General features: G+C 39.1%; 14 protein-coding genes. 2 read left to right on the plus strand and 12 right to left on the minus strand.

From position 1 onward, the window contains the following. Nucleotides 1-60: 60 nt before the first annotated feature. The 7 genes from tnpB to F927_RS15785 form a co-directional block, all read right to left on the minus strand. Complete coding sequence (tnpB, locus tag F927_RS15760; protein WP_000618091.1) at nucleotides 61-396, minus strand: IS66 family insertion sequence element accessory protein TnpB; 336 nt, start codon at nucleotides 394-396, stop codon at nucleotides 61-63. Next, nucleotides 393-776 carry a transposase gene (locus F927_RS15765; RefSeq protein WP_001055585.1) on the minus strand — a complete coding sequence of 128 codons (384 nt, stop codon included), beginning with the start codon at nucleotides 774-776 and terminating at the stop codon, nucleotides 393-395. The genes tnpB and F927_RS15765 overlap by 4 nt, the downstream gene beginning before the upstream one ends. A 44-nt stretch (nucleotides 777-820) precedes the next feature. Further along, nucleotides 821-982: a hypothetical protein gene (locus tag F927_RS17275; RefSeq protein ID WP_005087136.1), complete on the minus strand. Its 162-nt coding sequence runs from the start codon at nucleotides 980-982 to the stop codon at nucleotides 821-823. Next, a complete protein-coding gene (locus F927_RS15770) occupies nucleotides 979-2,349 on the minus strand; it encodes a tyrosine-type recombinase/integrase (protein WP_005087139.1) in 1,371 nt (456 codons plus the stop codon). The genes F927_RS17275 and F927_RS15770 overlap by 4 nt, the downstream gene beginning before the upstream one ends. Before the next feature lie 143 nt (nucleotides 2,350-2,492). Further along, nucleotides 2,493-3,074, minus strand: coding sequence for a single-stranded DNA-binding protein (gene ssb / locus F927_RS15775; RefSeq protein WP_004641476.1), 582 nt, complete (start codon nucleotides 3,072-3,074; stop codon nucleotides 2,493-2,495). A gap of 51 nt (nucleotides 3,075-3,125) precedes the next feature. Beyond that, nucleotides 3,126-4,490 (minus strand): MFS transporter, encoded by a 1,365-nt coding sequence (locus F927_RS15780; protein ID WP_004641478.1) that lies wholly within the window; start codon nucleotides 4,488-4,490, stop codon nucleotides 3,126-3,128. 131 nt (nucleotides 4,491-4,621) lie between these two features. Continuing rightward, on the minus strand, nucleotides 4,622-5,704 hold the full coding sequence (locus F927_RS15785; protein WP_005087141.1) for a DUF475 domain-containing protein: 1,083 nt from the start codon (nucleotides 5,702-5,704) through the stop codon (nucleotides 4,622-4,624). 172 nt (nucleotides 5,705-5,876) lie between these two features. On the opposite strand from F927_RS15785, the gene tenA reads away from it, so the two are divergent. After that, nucleotides 5,877-6,551: a thiaminase II gene (gene tenA, locus F927_RS15790; RefSeq protein ID WP_005087143.1), complete on the plus strand. Its 675-nt coding sequence runs from the start codon at nucleotides 5,877-5,879 to the stop codon at nucleotides 6,549-6,551. Between the two features lie 152 nt (nucleotides 6,552-6,703). On the opposite strand, the gene F927_RS15795 is transcribed toward tenA, so the two are convergent. After that, nucleotides 6,704-7,057: a DUF1304 domain-containing protein gene (locus F927_RS15795; RefSeq protein WP_005087145.1), complete on the minus strand. Its 354-nt coding sequence runs from the start codon at nucleotides 7,055-7,057 to the stop codon at nucleotides 6,704-6,706. Between the two features lie 55 nt (nucleotides 7,058-7,112). Further along, nucleotides 7,113-7,685: a DUF2939 domain-containing protein gene (locus F927_RS15800; RefSeq protein ID WP_005087147.1), complete on the minus strand. Its 573-nt coding sequence runs from the start codon at nucleotides 7,683-7,685 to the stop codon at nucleotides 7,113-7,115. 256 nt (nucleotides 7,686-7,941) lie between these two features. On the opposite strand from F927_RS15800, the gene uvrA reads away from it, so the two are divergent. Continuing rightward, nucleotides 7,942-10,773: an excinuclease ABC subunit UvrA gene (gene uvrA, locus F927_RS15805; protein WP_005087149.1), complete on the plus strand. Its 2,832-nt coding sequence runs from the start codon at nucleotides 7,942-7,944 to the stop codon at nucleotides 10,771-10,773. Nucleotides 10,774-10,796: 23 nt separating this feature from the next. Here uvrA and F927_RS15810 read toward each other — a convergent pair whose 3' ends face one another. From F927_RS15810 to F927_RS15820, 3 genes are all read right to left on the minus strand, one after another. Beyond that, complete coding sequence (locus tag F927_RS15810) at nucleotides 10,797-12,560, minus strand: P-loop NTPase fold protein (protein WP_005087150.1); 1,764 nt, start codon at nucleotides 12,558-12,560, stop codon at nucleotides 10,797-10,799. A 53-nt stretch (nucleotides 12,561-12,613) separates the two neighbouring features. Continuing rightward, nucleotides 12,614-14,335 carry a GGDEF domain-containing protein gene (locus F927_RS15815; protein ID WP_005087152.1) on the minus strand — a complete coding sequence of 574 codons (1,722 nt, stop codon included), beginning with the start codon at nucleotides 14,333-14,335 and terminating at the stop codon, nucleotides 12,614-12,616. Nucleotides 14,336-14,664: 329 nt separating this feature from the next. Beyond that, nucleotides 14,665-15,492 (minus strand): OXA-214 family carbapenem-hydrolyzing class D beta-lactamase OXA-264, encoded by an 828-nt coding sequence (locus tag F927_RS15820; protein WP_005087154.1) that lies wholly within the window; start codon nucleotides 15,490-15,492, stop codon nucleotides 14,665-14,667. Nucleotides 15,493-16,029 lie beyond the last annotated feature (537 nt).

Consider the following 16,029-nt stretch of genomic DNA (forward strand, 5'->3'; position numbering starts at 1 on the left):
TGAGGTCATGAGAAGAATGAAATAGAACGTTTGGAGAATAGCAGAATGGTCGAGCCTGGTTTAAAGCATCGTCACCACCTGCTGTCGTCCAATGCGCTGCCAGGGCAAACCTTGGATCAGTGCCTGTAACTGTTCCGGGCTGAGGGCCACGGTTTCACCTTGGTGAACTTGAGCCCAGTGAAATTTGCCCTGTTCCAGCCGCCGGGCACACAGCCAGATGCCCAATCCATCATGTACCAGCACTTTCATGCGATGGCCACGTTTATTACAGAACAGGTAAGCACAATGCGGTTTGATGTAGCCAAAGGCTCTCACCACCTGAGCCATGGTCGTATCCATACCTGCACGCATGTCCATGGGCTGAGTAGACAACCAGATTTCATCAATGCGGATCATGTTGCAAGTGCCTTGAGTAATTCTGCCAAGGCAGGTATTTCTGATGTCTGCCATTTTAGCTGAATATCATTATTCGTATGAGGCACGGTGATACACAACGTGATCCTCTCATCAATAGGTTGGCTGATTGCAGCAGTGTAAGGCAAAGCAATAAATGCTGGATTCACATGAGTAGGATCCTGCACGGCACCCTCATGATGGCTGAAGATCCTGATCCAACGACTGACAAGGTTGGCATTAATACTATGTTGCAGTGCGACCGAAGCGATCGAGGTATTAGGATTTTTGCAGGCATTGACAATACTGAGTTTGAATTCTTTGCTGTATTTTCGGCGTTTTTTAGCAACAGGAGGTGTTGCTGAATATATATCCATGTTCATGGATTAAGTCCCCACTTGTTTTTAGGTGGGAACTAAATTAAGGCTTATAGGATCGCTTGGTAAGGCTGTGTTAGCCGGATGCTTACGTTTAGTATCAGTGAATTATCTAAAGACCAATGTGAATCAAAAAAATCAAATGCATAACCTGCCTTACTTAATCGTGTTTCGAGATAGAACTCAGCAACATCTGCATAATCCTGTTTCATTCAAATTCTCCAATATTTAGATGTTCATCAATTCTATTTTGTTCATTTTTTAGGAGCTTCTCTGCTTGTTCTTTAGTATGTCTCAAGTTATAAACCAAGGCAGATGTAGCACTACGATGCCCATTTAAATACATCCTTTGCTCTATTTCCTTTTTTTCCGAAATAACATCATTTAGCCTGTCTTCCTCTACAGCTAACTTATTGTTTGTATCAATAATTTGAGAAAATCTTTTATTAAAGTTATGTCTAAAGCTGTGCTTAGTTATAGTTTTAGATGTAGAAAAACCATTCTTTTTAATAAAATCTGCTAATTTTTCACTAACAGCCACTTTCTCTACCATTTTAGAAAATTGAATTAGTGACAATGGATCACCTTTGCTTTTTCCTTTATTTGAAACAAACAAAAAACTATGTGATTTTGCGTTAGGTATTTCTCTACGCTCATATAAAACATAATTTCTAAGTTCATTAGATAGTTTTCGTGAGATAGGAATATCTCTTTCTTCAGTTTTTGCATTTGGTTCGAATCTACGTTTTGTATCTTCGGGATCGTTATGCCTTCTTCTTACTTGAATTACTGAGTCCGAAAAATCAATATCTGTAATCTTTAGCTGTAATATTTCACCAGTTCTCATACCTGTTTCATACAGCACTCGAAACAATAAATAATTTCTGGTTCTAACAGCAGAAGTAAATGGATTCATTGGATTCTCAAAATCAACAATCCTCATGACCTCATCAAAAACTTCGGGAGGAGGTGCCTTCTTATCTGGATCAATTACTTTGTTTCTGGAACTACGTCCTTTACTCTTTTGATTCAAGATATTGCTTTTAATTCGAGATATCTGATCTAAGTAAGCTGAAAAAGAAGGCTTTGATCTTAAGATATTGATTGCTAAGAATTCAAAATACTCTGCAAACTCATGAATTCTACCTATTTGTTGCTCTACCCCTACTATTGGATCAGGGATTTTACTTATCGGAGATATGAATTTAATTAAATTATCATTTCTTGTTTTTTTCGATGAGACTTTTAAATTTCTTCTAGCAGCTTTAGAAGTTAATTTACAATGATGGCCAATCTGATGAATTTCATTTGTCGTAAATAAATCATCATTCAATATTTTAGTATGATCATTAATTATGCGAATTATCTTGTCTGATAAACGTTCACCTACAATTTGTTCCCAAATATTGATATGAACCAAGTTATTTAAATGTGCTCTTTGAGTAGCCTGAGTCTGAGATCTCACTTTAGTAGTCATATAGAGTGTAGTCCAGAAATCAGGAATACCATCTTCATTAACTAACAAAGTAAATCGCTCACCATCTTGAGCTATGAAATTTTTACGGTGTAAGTCAGGCATACTTAAGAATAATAAATACAATGTTTTATATTGTATAAAGTTATTTTACAAGAAATACAAGCTTTTTAGAGTAAAAAAATAAGAACCCAATCTAAATCAGGTTCTTACTTTATATTAAATACAATATTTAATTATTGTATAGTCTAAAAGGGCAAATCATCATCTAAATCAGCAGGTGCTGTCGCAGCAGGTTGTGGTGCAGACTTTGGTGTATTAAAACCATTTCCAGCTTGTGGATTACCTGCATAATTGCCTTGATTACCACCATTAAAACCACCACCTTGACCATAACCATTTTGATTGTTGTTATGACCTGTGTTTTGGTAACCACCGCCTTGATTATTGTTAAAACGTGGTTGATTGAAATCACCACCGCTTTGTTCACTTTGCTGACGTGAATCAAGCATTTGCATTTGATCACCGCGAATTTCAGTGCTGTAGCGCTCTTGACCATTTTGGTCAGTCCATTGACGGGTACGTAGTGAACCTTCGATATAGACTTTAGAACCTTTGCGAAGATATTGCTGTGCAATTTCACCTAAACGGTTATGCAATACAATACGATGCCACTCTGTTTGCTCTTTACGTTCGCCTGTATTTTTATCTGTCCACGATTCACTTGTTGCAATCGAGAACTGTGTTAGCGAGCCACCATTCGGAAAAGTCTTTGTTTCTGGATCTTTACCCAAAGTACCGACTAAAATAACTTTATTCACACCACGCATTAGCTGTCTTCATCCTATCTATTTCTATGTTTTACTTTATAAGAGTTATGCTTAAATGGCTACCTCTTTGCCAATCAAGTGCGTTAAATCTTGTCGCCCAGCATCATCTAAACACTGTTTATCGACCTTAATATAAGCAACTTGTTGTTCGGGCATCACCACCACTTCTTCAATACCACGAATTGCCAAAAGTTTTGAAGTCCACTCATCCGTTTCTTGCATTTCAGGCAGTGCAAGCACTACTGAAGTTAAATAACGCGGCTGAGCAAGACGAAAACTAATCAGCAACCATAGTATAGCAATGACCGTGAGCACACTCCAACCCAGTGCAGTATTCTGTAACATGATCAATTGACCACCTAAAATCCCGCCACAGAATGCCCCTAAAAATTGGGCACTGGCATTGATCCCCATGGCGGTGGCTTTAGATTGTAAGGGTGCAGATTTAGACAGCCATGAAGGCAATAAAGCCTCCATCACATTAAACGCAATAAAGAAAATCCCCAAACCTGCAAGTAATACATATTTTGATTCATAACCAAAAATCAAAATAAATAAACCAACGATAATCCCTGCAATAGCGGAGAGAAAAATGCCACGCATTTTACGATACTTCTCTGCCACGATAATGCTTGGAAATGCAAAGAACAGACTGATCAACAATAATGGTAAATAAACCCAACCATGTTGTGATAATGGAATTTGAGCATACTCAATCAACTGCGAAGGCACATAGATAAACATTGCAGTTAACAGCAAATGTAAGGCAAATACAGAAATATGCAGTCGATTCAGGTCGGCCATCTGAATCACTTGTTTAAGCTGTGGCAAATAACCTTGCTGGAAGTTACGATGATGCCGTGTGACTTTGGGAACCAGTAAAAGCATAACTATCGCAATCAAGCCCATTAAGGTGGTCACCCAAAATAAGCCTGAAATCCCAACCAAACTGGTTAACCAAGGCCCCAAACTAAAGGCAACCACAAAGGAGAGACCAATACTCATACCCATAATCGCCATGGCTTTGGTTCGCTGTTCTTCACGTGTGACATCTGCCAACAGTGCCATCACCACAGCTGAAACAGCCCCAGCCCCTGCGATCGCACGGCCAATAATCACGCCATAAATCGTTTCAGACATCGCCGCAATCGCGCCACCCAAGGCAAAGAGTAATAAACCAAGTACCACCAATGGTTTACGGCTAAAGCGATCGGCAAGCAAACTGAATGGAATCTGTAACAGTGCCTGAGTCAGCCCATATACCCCGACAGCCAAACCAATCAATGCAGGCGTTGCATATTGATAAGACTGCCCTGCAACTGCAAATACAGGGATAATCATGAACAAGCCCAACATGCGTAAGGCAAAAATGCTACTTAAGGCAAAGGTTGAACGGCGTTCTAAAGCATTCATCATTTTAAGACACTAAAACTGGCTGAACGGATTATAAGCCATCCGCTCGCAAAGCGTTGAAAAAAACATAACCAAAAAACAAAAAGGGACGTTACCGTCCCTCATCATCTTAGTCGTTTGAACTGAATCCAAACTTAAGAGAGTTGCTGCTGTCGCTTACTATACTGTATCGAGGCAATCACCGCCCAAACAATAAAGGCAACGCCAATCAAACCTGTCACAACTTCTGGCACATGTAAACCTGTACCACTTGCAATCATGATAAATGCTAAAGCACCAATCGCATAATGCGCACCATGCTCCAAGAAGATATAGGCATCCAACGTGCCTTTTTCGACTAAATAAATGGTCATGGAACGGACAAAGATTGCACCAATTGCAAGACCCAACATAATGATCACGACATCACTGGTAATCGCAAATGCTCCGATCACGCCATCAAAACTAAATGATGCATCAAGCACTTCCAGATAGAGGAAACCACCAATACCCGCTTTTACCACACCCTTTGCTGCGCCATCTGCACCTTGCGTCACAGCATTGCCATTGTCGTCCACCTCAGGCTCACCACCCAATAAGTGGCTTAGAACTTTCACACCGATGTATACCACGATGCCCCAGATGCCCGCCATGGTCACCACCAGACGCTTTGCTTCGTCCACATGTGCCGCCATAATCAACATCGCCACCAATGCAATAAAAACTGACATCGCAGGCACACTGGCTAAATGTGCCAGTTTGGATTCAATCCAACGGAACCAATGGGTTTCTTTCTCATCATCAAAAAAGAAGTTTAAAAACACCATGAGTAAGAATGTCCCACCAAAGGCTGCGATCTCAGGATGATGCTCCATTAAACGTTCAGAGTAGGACTTCGGATCATTGAGCGCCAATTTCACCACTTCCATCATGCCCATATCAGCAGTGACAGCAACGATCAAAATCGGGAAAATTAAACGCATACCGAATACAGCAACGAGAATACCAACGGTGAGGAACAACATCTTCCAGAAGTGATCCCAATTGCGCAGGACGGATGCGTTGACCACAGCATTATCAAAAGATAAAGAAACTTCCATAATCGCCAAAATGACGGTAATGGTGAGTGCCTTTAACATAGTTGAAATGCCTGCTTCTGGACCATGGGTATAACCCCAATACGCAGACAGTGCTAAACACACAATGGTGAAGAATATGGAAAAACGGAAATGCTTCATGAGCTGCCTTTTAGACAAAATTATTGGGTCATAAAAATGGCTCTATTGTAGGCGAGTTTTAACCGAAAGATAGAAAAGATTGTTGGACTTATTTGCAGATTCAAGCAGCATAAAACGGACTTCTGTTATAGTTTGGACAAAATTCATTTTTATCATTCTGCAGGTTCATTTCATGGCATTTTCACAAGCGCTTTGGCAGCAAAATCACGATTTATACCAAAAAATATTAGCCCTTCCTTTCAATCAAGAACTAGCAGCGGGCACATTAGATCCAAAAGCATTTTGCCACTATGTGATTCAGGACGCGCATTATTTATTGGCGTATGGTCGTGCACTCGCAATCGCTGCAGCCAAAGCCTATGATGCCGATGATGTGATTCAATTTTCTGAAGCGGCAAAGATTGCCATCATTGTTGAACGTAGTTTGCACAATGATTTTATGCAAGAATTCCACATTAGCAAAACTGATTTTGAAAACACACCTTTAACTTTGGCTTGCCATCACTACACCTCTTTCTTGACCGCCACAGCATGGTCAGAAAGTTATCCCGTGGTTTTGGCAGCATTACTGCCTTGTTTCTGGATCTATGCCGAAGTCGGCAAGGATATTATTCATCAATCTGTCGCCAACAATCGCTACCAAGCCTGGATTGATACCTATGCAGGTGAAGAGTTCAATACTGCCGTAGCGAATGTGATTGCGACCGTGGATAAAGTTGCCGCGCGTTGCGACCCAGATACTTTAGCGAAAATGCATGCAGCCTATACCATGGGCGCAAAACTCGAATGGTTGTTTTGGGACAGCGCCTATCAGCAACGTCAATGGTTAGGTCTCGACCAAACCTAAGCCGTTCAGTTATTTTTTTAGTTTTTAATCGACATAAAAAAGCCCCAATTAAGGGGCTTAGTCGTATATCGTATCGTCCGATATACTGTATGAGGCTCATCTCAAACTGAGGGCATTAAAACACAAAGCTCAAACGCTGCATAGCACCCGCATTAAAATAAATTGACGACAATTAAAGCGACCAAGGCAGGCAGTGCTTGGATATAGATAATCTTCTTACTGGCAGTCAACCCACCAAAAATTCCAGCCACCAACACACAGCCTAAAAAGAAATTCGCCAAAGGCAGTGCATAGTTCTCAGGTGCGCACAATGACCAAAATAAACCTGCGGCAAGGAAACCATTATAAAGTCCCTGATTTTGTGCCAGTACCTTAGTGAGTTGTGCTTTTTCAGGCGAATTTCCAAATGCTTTCAAACCTACTGGTTTATCCCACAAGAACATTTCCAGCACTAAGATATAAACATGTAATAGACCAATCAATGCAATTAAAATATTTGCTAGCATGTTTTTCGATTCCTTATTCTGCTCATTCTATGATTGAAATGAATGTAGCACTGATCTAGCGATTTTGCTCGATCGGCAATTGGATTTGTGTGACTTTCCAGCTCAAACCCGTTCTTTGCAAGATAATTTTGGTCGGCAAACGATTGTGTGGATGCTGAATTTGCACGGCGAATTGATTGAAAGACTGGTAACGACCTTTGTAGCTCCCTTTTTCAGCACCAGATAAAGATGCGGATTCGGATAAATGTGTGGTTTGAAAATCTGACTGCGTTTGCATAGGCAAGCTGTCCTTGAGTTGTTTGCCTTGCATCAGCATCGTGATTCCCTGCGGTGACACCATAACATCCACCACCTTATCCAGCATCGATGACGCCAAAATTGCCCCAAGTGCAGCGAGTCCGCGCTCTGACGAAGGCGCTTGAGGCATGTCTTGCAACATTTGTGAGTTCACCTGATCTTTTAAACTCTGGCGTACACTTGGAAAATCAATATGACTGGCCAATGCTGCACTATCCTCTTGTTCAATTGCTTGACGGATTTGATAAATCGTTAAATAGGGTGAAGCAAATAAATAGCCGAAGACCAATAACACCAACACAATGCTGGTCATCTTTAATTTTTGTGACATCTTATCCTCAGCAATAAACTTTTTTACTAAATGGTCTGTAAAACTCACAGATAAACACTTGGGCAATATAAAAAATTCATGTTAAAACATGAGCCACATCATTTATCCGACACAAACTGACGCTTAAAATCGTTTTGTTACAGCTTGAACAATTTTAAATCGCTATTATATAGAGGGTTTGAGGAAACTTCACAATTCCTTGTGGGGAAACAGATTACACTCCCTATTTCAATTATCACATTACTGAGATGTATTTATGAGTCAAAGTCATATCCGTATTCGAGGCGCACGTACCCATAATTTAAAAAATGTGTCACTCGATATTCCACGTGACAAGTTTGTGGTGATTACGGGACTTTCAGGCTCAGGAAAGTCATCCTTAGCATTTGATACCTTATATGCTGAAGGTCAGCGTCGCTATGTTGAATCACTTTCGGCCTATGCACGCCAATTCCTTTCGCAGATGGAAAAGCCTGAAGTTGATTCAATCGAAGGTTTATCGCCTGCAATTGCGATTGAGCAGAAGTCGACGAGCCATAACCCGCGTTCAACGGTCGGAACAATTACCGAAATTTATGACTATTTGCGCTTACTCTATGCGCGTGTGGGGACACCCTACTGTCCTGAACATGACTTACCGATGGTCGCACAAACCGTTTCGGAAATGGTTGATGCGGTAAAATCGCTTGAAGAAGGTACGGCACTGATGTTGCTCGCACCTGTGGTTCGTGAGCGCAAAGGTGAATACAGTAACTTATTTGAACAATTACAAAGCCAAGGCTTTGTGCGTGCACGTGTCGATGGCGAAATTATTGATATTGATACCCCACCTGAATTAGACAAAAAGAAAAAACATACCATCGAAGTCGTGGTCGACCGTTTCAAAGTACGTGATGATCTTGGTAATCGAATTGCTGAATCCTTTGAAACTGCCTTACGTTTAGGTGGTGATATTGCAATTTTATCGTGGATGAATGGCGAACACCCTGAACGCGTCTTTTCAGCGAAACACTCTTGCCCTGAATGTGACCGTGCAGTTGCTGAACTCGAGCCTCGTTTGTTCTCATTTAACAACCCTTTTGGTGCTTGCCCTGTCTGCGATGGTTTAGGGACGCGTAGTCATTTTAGTGCCGACAAACTTATTCCAAATCCAGAAGTATCGATCAGCCAAGGTGCAATTCGTGGTTGGGACAGACAGCGTCCGTATTACTATACGATGCTTCAAAAAGTCGCAGATCATTTTGATATTCCACTCGATACCCCGTGGAATCAACTGGATAAAGAGACACAAAAGAAATTCTTACAAGGTACAGGCAAAGAAAAAATCGACCTCAGTTATATTGATGAACGTGGTCGTAAACATAACCGTGTGCAGCCTTTTGAAGGAATTTTGCCACATTTGGAACGCCGCTATCGTGAGACTGAATCGAATTATGTTCGAGATGACTTAGCTCAATACTTATCTAATGCCGCTTGTGATGCCTGTGGTGGTTCTCGTCTCAATGAAATCTCGCGTCATGTTCGTGTTAAAGACAAAACCATTGCTGAAATCACCAAGATGTCGATTGGTGATGCAGAAAGTTATTATCAAGATCTCAATCTTGAGGGGGCTAAAGGCGAAATCGCCGATAAAATCTTTAAAGAAATTCGTGAGCGTTTACACTTTTTGGTGAGTGTGGGACTCAATTATTTAAGCTTAGCACGTTCGGCTGAAACCCTTTCAGGGGGTGAAGCGCAGCGTATTCGCCTCGCTTCGCAAATCGGTGCAGGTTTGATGGGCGTGATGTATGTGCTTGATGAACCGTCGATTGGTCTGCACCAACGTGATAATGATCGCTTATTACAAACGCTGATTCGTTTACGTGATTTGGGCAATACCGTGCTTGTGGTTGAGCATGATGAAGATGCAATTCGTGCTGCGGACCATATTATTGATATCGGACCAGGTGCAGGGATTCACGGTGGTGCGATCATCGCCGAAGGAACCTATGATGAATTGGCAAGCCATGCCGATTCGCTTACAGGTCAATATCTTTCAGGCAAATTAAAAATTGCAGTGCCAAAACAACGTACCCAATCACCACGTCCGGATGAAGTGATTAAGCTTTCAGGCGCAAGCGGACATAATCTTAGAAATGTCGATTTGACTATTCCTTTAGGCATTATGACCTGTGTCACTGGTGTTTCAGGTTCAGGAAAATCAACCTTAATTAACCGTACTTTATTGCCTTTAGCAGCCACTCAACTCAATGGTGCAACCACTCTTACCGCAGAAAAATTTGATTCGATTGATGGATTGCAACACTTGGATAAAGTGGTCGATATTGACCAAAGTCCAATTGGCCGTACACCACGTTCGAATCCAGCAACCTACACCGGTTTATTTACCCCAATTCGTGAGTTATTTGCGCAAACCCCTGAAGCCAAAGCACGTGGTTATAGTGCAGGTCGTTTCTCGTTTAACGTGAAAGGCGGACGCTGTGAGGCCTGTGAAGGCGATGGCATGATCAAGGTCGCGATGCATTTCCTGCCTGATATGTATGTGCCTTGTGATGCCTGCCACGGCAAGCGTTATAACCGTGAAACGCTGGAAGTGGGCTATAAAGGTAAGAATATCTCTGATGTGTTAGAAATGACCGTAGAAGATGCAGCCGAATTTTTTAGTGCAATTCCTGTGATTCATCGTCGTCTAGAAACCCTAACTCAAGTGGGACTTGGTTATATCCGTTTGGGTCAAGCTGCAACAACCCTTTCAGGTGGTGAGGCTCAACGCGTAAAATTAGCGCGTGAGTTAGCAAAACGTGATACGGGTAAAACCTTATATATCCTAGATGAGCCAACCACAGGTTTGCATTTCCATGATATTGCCAAGTTACTTGACATCTTGCATGAACTACGCAATAAGGGTAATACCATTGTAGTGATTGAGCATAATCTGGATGTGATCAAAACTGCCGATTGGGTGATTGATCTAGGCCCTGAAGGTGGTTCTGGAGGTGGTCAAATTATTGCAGAAGGTACACCTGAGCAAGTGGCTAAGGTTGAAATCTCACATACAGGACGTTTCTTAAAGCCGATGTTGAAGTGATTTTAATGGGCTCGGAAGAGCCCTTAATTTTCCCTTAATATTGATATAATAAGTTCAATATTTTTTCTAAGATAAGTATCACCATTATCTGCTTTTTCTTCTAAGATTTCAAAAATCATGCTTTTAATTTGAGGGCTTAAACTAGTATCTATCTGCTGTCCAAATATCTTATTTATTAATGACATTTTATGAATTTGAGTAAATCTAGGATCGTTAGGAATTTTATCCCATATTAAAACTTCCCAATCACTTTTAGTTGCATTTTTTAGAGTCACTTTATCTCTATCATTCCAACTTTTAGTTAGCAAATAATTACTCATAACATTAAATAAACTTGGTACAACTAGATCTTGGTTGTGATATTGCCAATATTTAAGATATCGATGAAACAAGTTTTTCCTATTATACCCAAAATCAAAAGCTAGATTAATGGTTCCTAAAGCATCTTGATTTAAACAGTGCTTTAAATTTTCTTTAACTCTTTGATTCAACTCTCGTGATAAATCATGTCTGCCAAACTTTTTCAGCAAATCACTATAAAAGTATAAATTCTCTAAAGTTTCTACACCTACAACTGCATTTGATAAGCAGAAAATCTGATCACAATAAGACTCATTAACTTCCAAATTTCTCCACTTATACATTAAATCATACAAATCATTTTTGGATTTATTATTTTTTTCAGATATTAGAGTTGAGTTAGCTAATTTATTTAACTCATAAAAATCAACTCTATCGCATTGTTCAAACCATTTCTTGAACTCTAAAAACCATAAATCATCATGAGCAAATGAATAGGATACCTTTTGTAAACTTTCATAAGTTTGCTTTTTTCTATCCGACCAACTCTCTTTTGTCTGTTCTGAATAATATTTGCAATCATTCCAACCATATTCAAAATTAGTAAATTCATGAATTAAGTAGCCTTGAAGAACTCTTACTAAAATAATTTCTTTAGTCGACAGAGCAATATCAACTGATAGTTCACTCCTAAACTGCTGATACAATTTAATTACTTTTTGAAAAAATCGAAAATTATGAATTTCTAATTTATCAGCAAAATCAATCATCAGATTAACTAATGCTTCATCAATATCTTTCGCATTTTCCCTTATCAAAGGCTCAACAGAATTAATAACAATCGTTTCATCGATTAACTTTTCTTTATAGTCCGCATACTTTTTCTTATTGTCACCTTCAGCTTTATCTTCATCTAAAATCAATATGACCTGACAATTCTTTTCTAATTTTAAATAGTTGGCTAGCCCCATGACATCTTTAATATCAAGTTTATTAGACATACGCTCAAAGTCATCAAAACAAATAATTGCATCTTTGACTTGCAAGAAAAGCAAAGACTCTAAAATTCTTGCCGAAGCACTGACACCATAGTTGGATACTTTTAAATCTCTAAATTGAGCAATTGTATTTTTTAAAAGCTGGATGAATTCAAACCTACCAACATCTAATTTTGCATAAGGGTTAAGACTAAGTTTTGTGCATATCGTATTCTTCAAATCACTTAAATTTTCAATACCAAAAAGAGAAATATAGGCATATTTGTGACAATCAAAAATACTTTTATAACTAACTCTACTCGCTTCGTAAAAAAAATCTTTCTTATCTTCTTTTTCTTTCTGTGTAACATCCTTTAGAAACTTATTCCAAAAGAAAGTCTTACCAACACCCCAAGATCCAGTAATCGCAATTGCGGTACCAATTTTCTCATTTTTTATATTATGTTCTAATATGCCTTTTAATCTTTCTTCTTTCTCTGAGATATTCATCAGCTACAACACTATAATTATAAAATTCTATAATAATTAAATAATTGAACGAATCAAGTCTCAACAATATTCTTCCCTTTTACCTTCGCTTTTAATAAAGACTGATCGGCTTTCTCTAACAATTCCAACCAACTTTCAGCCCCTGTTGCAACGCCAATACTGACCGAGACAAAGAGTTGTTCTCCCGAACGAGAAATCTCAATAGCCTGCTTAGAAATTTCCAAACGGATACTTTCCGCAATTTGTTTTGCGGCATCTAACTGAATATTTTCAATCACTACCAAAAATTCATCACCACCATAACGGACGATTAAATCTGAGGCACGCACATTGTGCTTTAACTGTTCCGCGATCATTATAATCACCTGATCACCGACAATATGCCCATATTGATCATTCACAAATTTAAAATTATCAATATCAATCACGATCACACCCAAATGCCCAAGAAGCTCAGGTTTAGATTGAAGTAGATCAAGATACTCATCTAGTGCAAGGCGATTGGATACCCCTGTCATCGGATCCGAGTTGGCAATCTGCTTTAATTGCAACTCCATCGTATCCCGTTGACCTAACATGATTTTGAGTTTGTCTATCGCTTCAAATAAAGAATAGAACTCGTTTTGAGATTTGCGTGGATTCACAGGCTCATCGCTGACATCAGACAATCCAAGAATCATATTTCGGGCCTTAATCAATGGACTAAACACTTTTTGCTTAGCATAAATCATCGTAAAAAGCGCAATCATCAAAGAGAGACTAGAAATACCAAGGGTAAAAAGAAACTGTTGTCGAGCATTCTGATTTTGGGTAGTCGCAAATTCAATGCTGTAATCCAAAATATAGTTTTGCAGATCAATCACCGTTGTAAACTTGTCTACGATTTGCTCTGTTAGCTCCGTCCCAGAAATAAAATAATCTTCATTATTTTTACTCTGTAATAATAATCGAGTTACGATCGGAAGTCCTTGATCCAAAAACTCAGTTTTGACTCGTTGATGCAACCGACTATATTCAGGTGTTTTGGATTGTTCTAAATGAATGGTGTCCACCAACGCCCATAAATAGCGTGTTTGATGTTGTGTTTGCAAAGATCGAGCAAGATTTTCATCTGAGATTTTTTCATCAAACGTAACGGGAGCCATAATATTAGAAGCAACACGTCCCGCCTGATCACGCATATCCGTTAAGATCAGAATAGAAGTAAAGTAATTTGAAATTTTACTATCTTTGCTCTCTGATAAAATCATCCATTTATTTAAAAGTTCACGTGCTTTATCCCATGCAGTAAACATCGACAAAATCGCTTGATCGAACTGCAAAGATGTTCGTTGATGAGGTGGAATAAGTGCATAAGCATCCACTGTAATTCGCGCTTGCGCCAATTCTGCTTTTAAATCAGTCTGCAAAGATTGAGCTATCGATGGAAAGCCACCTTGCTCCAAGATTGTGACTGTTTGATCAATTTCAGCATCTACAATATCTCTAAAAGCGTGTAACTCTGCTTGGTTTGCAGCCAGCTCATCGGGTGTGCTGGACATTACCTTATTTGCCGGCGCACGTTCCCTAGAGATTTTATTCACAGTCTTAACCAGTGCTCGTAAACTGGTCGTATCTGTCAGCACTTGTTTGGTTTCGGTATATTCTTGACAACTCCGGATAATCAGCGGAATAGAAATATATAAGATCGATAAAATGATCACAGCCATACATGAAAACAAACGGAGGCTGATCTGCTCAGAACGTAGTTTTGAGTTTTTTAAATCACGTCCCATGAACATACCTTGCTTTTCTCACCCATTATTTTGGTTAATTCATAACCAAATAAACATTTTAGCGATGTTCTAACAATCACAAAACCTTTATACGACCAACATCATATACGCCCACCCACTTCATTGCCGAAACAGATTGTAAAAATGAAAATTATCAATTTTACAAATCAGCCATCAAGCCACATACTTTGATCAATGAATATATGACTTACTACTCACTCGTTACCCTCTAGGATGTTTTCTCCCCCCAAATGTAAACATCCTATTTCTCAGCCCAACTCATGCTAAGAGATTGGGCTTTTTTTTGCTTAAAATCAGTGAATTACGCATTACAATAATTTCAATTGCGTAAGTGCCTGATAAACAATTTCTTTACGTGCAGCTGCATGCGCAGGTTGATTCATTTCCATATTGAGAGAAAAAGCGATCACTTTTCCGTTCGGATCTTCAATCCATCCAGTCCACCATCCTACTTGCGGAGTAATATCCATTCCCCAACCACTTTTGGCGTAAACTTTAGTTCCCCGTATTTCATCCACCAGCAGCATATCAATCACTTGCTGTTGTGTTTTTGGGGTAAATGGTAACTCCTGTTTCGCAAGCCTGTAAGCAAATTGAGCTTCTTCGATTGGCGTGATCTTTAAAGGTCCAATGAGCCAGAAGTTATCAACTTGTGTTCCGATGCGTGTATTACCGAAGCCGACTCTTTTGACTTCCTTTGCCATCAAATCCAATCCGATTCTCTGGGCAAGCGCTTGATAAACAGGTACAGCAGAAGCTTGCATGGCTTCAGCTAAAGTCAGATCTTTTTCCCAACTTTCAAAAGCACGTTTCTGACCATCCCACTTAAATACTTCATTTGGTGAAGTTTTATCATGTTCAATACCAATCAAAGCATTTAATATTTTGAAAGTAGATGCTGGGATATACGCAGTTTTGGCACGATTCAGATCATTACCGTATGCTTTATACGCCTGTCCATCAAAGGTAATTAGAACACCTGTTGTTTGAACATTCTCAAACAAGGAAGCGATCTGCTTTGTTTGATCGTTTTCAATTTGATTGAACAAGACTGGAGTATGGATATGCTGGCAGGCGACACCGCTTAATCCAAATCCTATGAGCACAGTGAGGGTGTATAATTTTGATAGCTTCATTTTCTGTATTTAAAATTATCTGAGTTTAGTTGTCACTATAGACCTTTTTATACAAATTACTTTGTGATATTTATTGATCTAGATCTTCTACTATAAGTAAATAAAAAAAAGCTCGACCTTGGGGAAAGCCGAGCTAGAAAACTTAAAAAATACACAAGGAAAATGTTAGGAGATCGTAAAATGCAAATTACATATCTCTTGATTCGTATTATGTGAACTATGCCTCAAAAAGTAAAGTAAATTAAATAAATTATTTTCTGTTTTTTAATCGGTTTATTAAATACTGATGATTATTTAAGCTTGTCCACAACCAATTTGGCTGATTTTATCAACAAGATTACTGCTATTTTTTTGCTAATTTGATTGCATATTTGTGAAATAAACGCATTAGAAACACATTTTTCATGGCAATTTTATGACAAATCACCACAGCAAATAAACGTAAAAACCGATTATAACAATCGAATTAACCAATCAATATCCTTTCATTCCCTACATGCATAAAGCATTTATTTTTATAACAAAATGATCATATCT

Origin of the sequence: Acinetobacter haemolyticus CIP 64.3 = MTCC 9819 (assembly GCF_000369065.1) — a bacterium.
Taxonomy (GTDB): Bacteria; Pseudomonadota; Gammaproteobacteria; order Pseudomonadales; family Moraxellaceae; genus Acinetobacter; species Acinetobacter haemolyticus.

Bases quoted from the DNA above. Each gene is read 5' to 3' on its own strand.
- F927_RS15795 (WP_005087145.1), bottom strand. From the start codon at position 7,057: ATGCTAGCAAATATTTTAATTGCATTGATTGGTCTATTACATGTTTAT.
- tnpB (WP_000618091.1), bottom strand. From the start codon at position 396: ATGATCCGCATTGATGAAATCTGGTTGTCTACTCAGCCCATGGACATG.
- F927_RS15810 (WP_005087150.1), bottom strand. From the start codon at position 12,560: ATGAATATCTCAGAGAAAGAAGAAAGATTAAAAGGCATATTAGAACAT.
- F927_RS15785 (WP_005087141.1), bottom strand. From the start codon at position 5,704: ATGAAGCATTTCCGTTTTTCCATATTCTTCACCATTGTGTGTTTAGCA.
- F927_RS15780 (WP_004641478.1), bottom strand. From the start codon at position 4,490: ATGATGAATGCTTTAGAACGCCGTTCAACCTTTGCCTTAAGTAGCATT.
- tenA (WP_005087143.1), top strand. From the start codon at position 5,877: ATGGCATTTTCACAAGCGCTTTGGCAGCAAAATCACGATTTATACCAA.
- F927_RS15765 (WP_001055585.1), bottom strand. From the start codon at position 776: ATGAACATGGATATATATTCAGCAACACCTCCTGTTGCTAAAAAACGC.
- uvrA (WP_005087149.1), top strand. From the start codon at position 7,942: ATGAGTCAAAGTCATATCCGTATTCGAGGCGCACGTACCCATAATTTA.
- F927_RS15770 (WP_005087139.1), bottom strand. From the start codon at position 2,349: ATGCCTGACTTACACCGTAAAAATTTCATAGCTCAAGATGGTGAGCGA.
- F927_RS17275 (WP_005087136.1), bottom strand. From the start codon at position 982: ATGAAACAGGATTATGCAGATGTTGCTGAGTTCTATCTCGAAACACGA.
- ssb (WP_004641476.1), bottom strand. From the start codon at position 3,074: ATGCGTGGTGTGAATAAAGTTATTTTAGTCGGTACTTTGGGTAAAGAT.
- F927_RS15820 (WP_005087154.1), bottom strand. From the start codon at position 15,492: ATGAAGCTATCAAAATTATACACCCTCACTGTGCTCATAGGATTTGGA.
- F927_RS15800 (WP_005087147.1), bottom strand. From the start codon at position 7,685: ATGTCACAAAAATTAAAGATGACCAGCATTGTGTTGGTGTTATTGGTC.
- F927_RS15815 (WP_005087152.1), bottom strand. From the start codon at position 14,335: ATGGGACGTGATTTAAAAAACTCAAAACTACGTTCTGAGCAGATCAGC.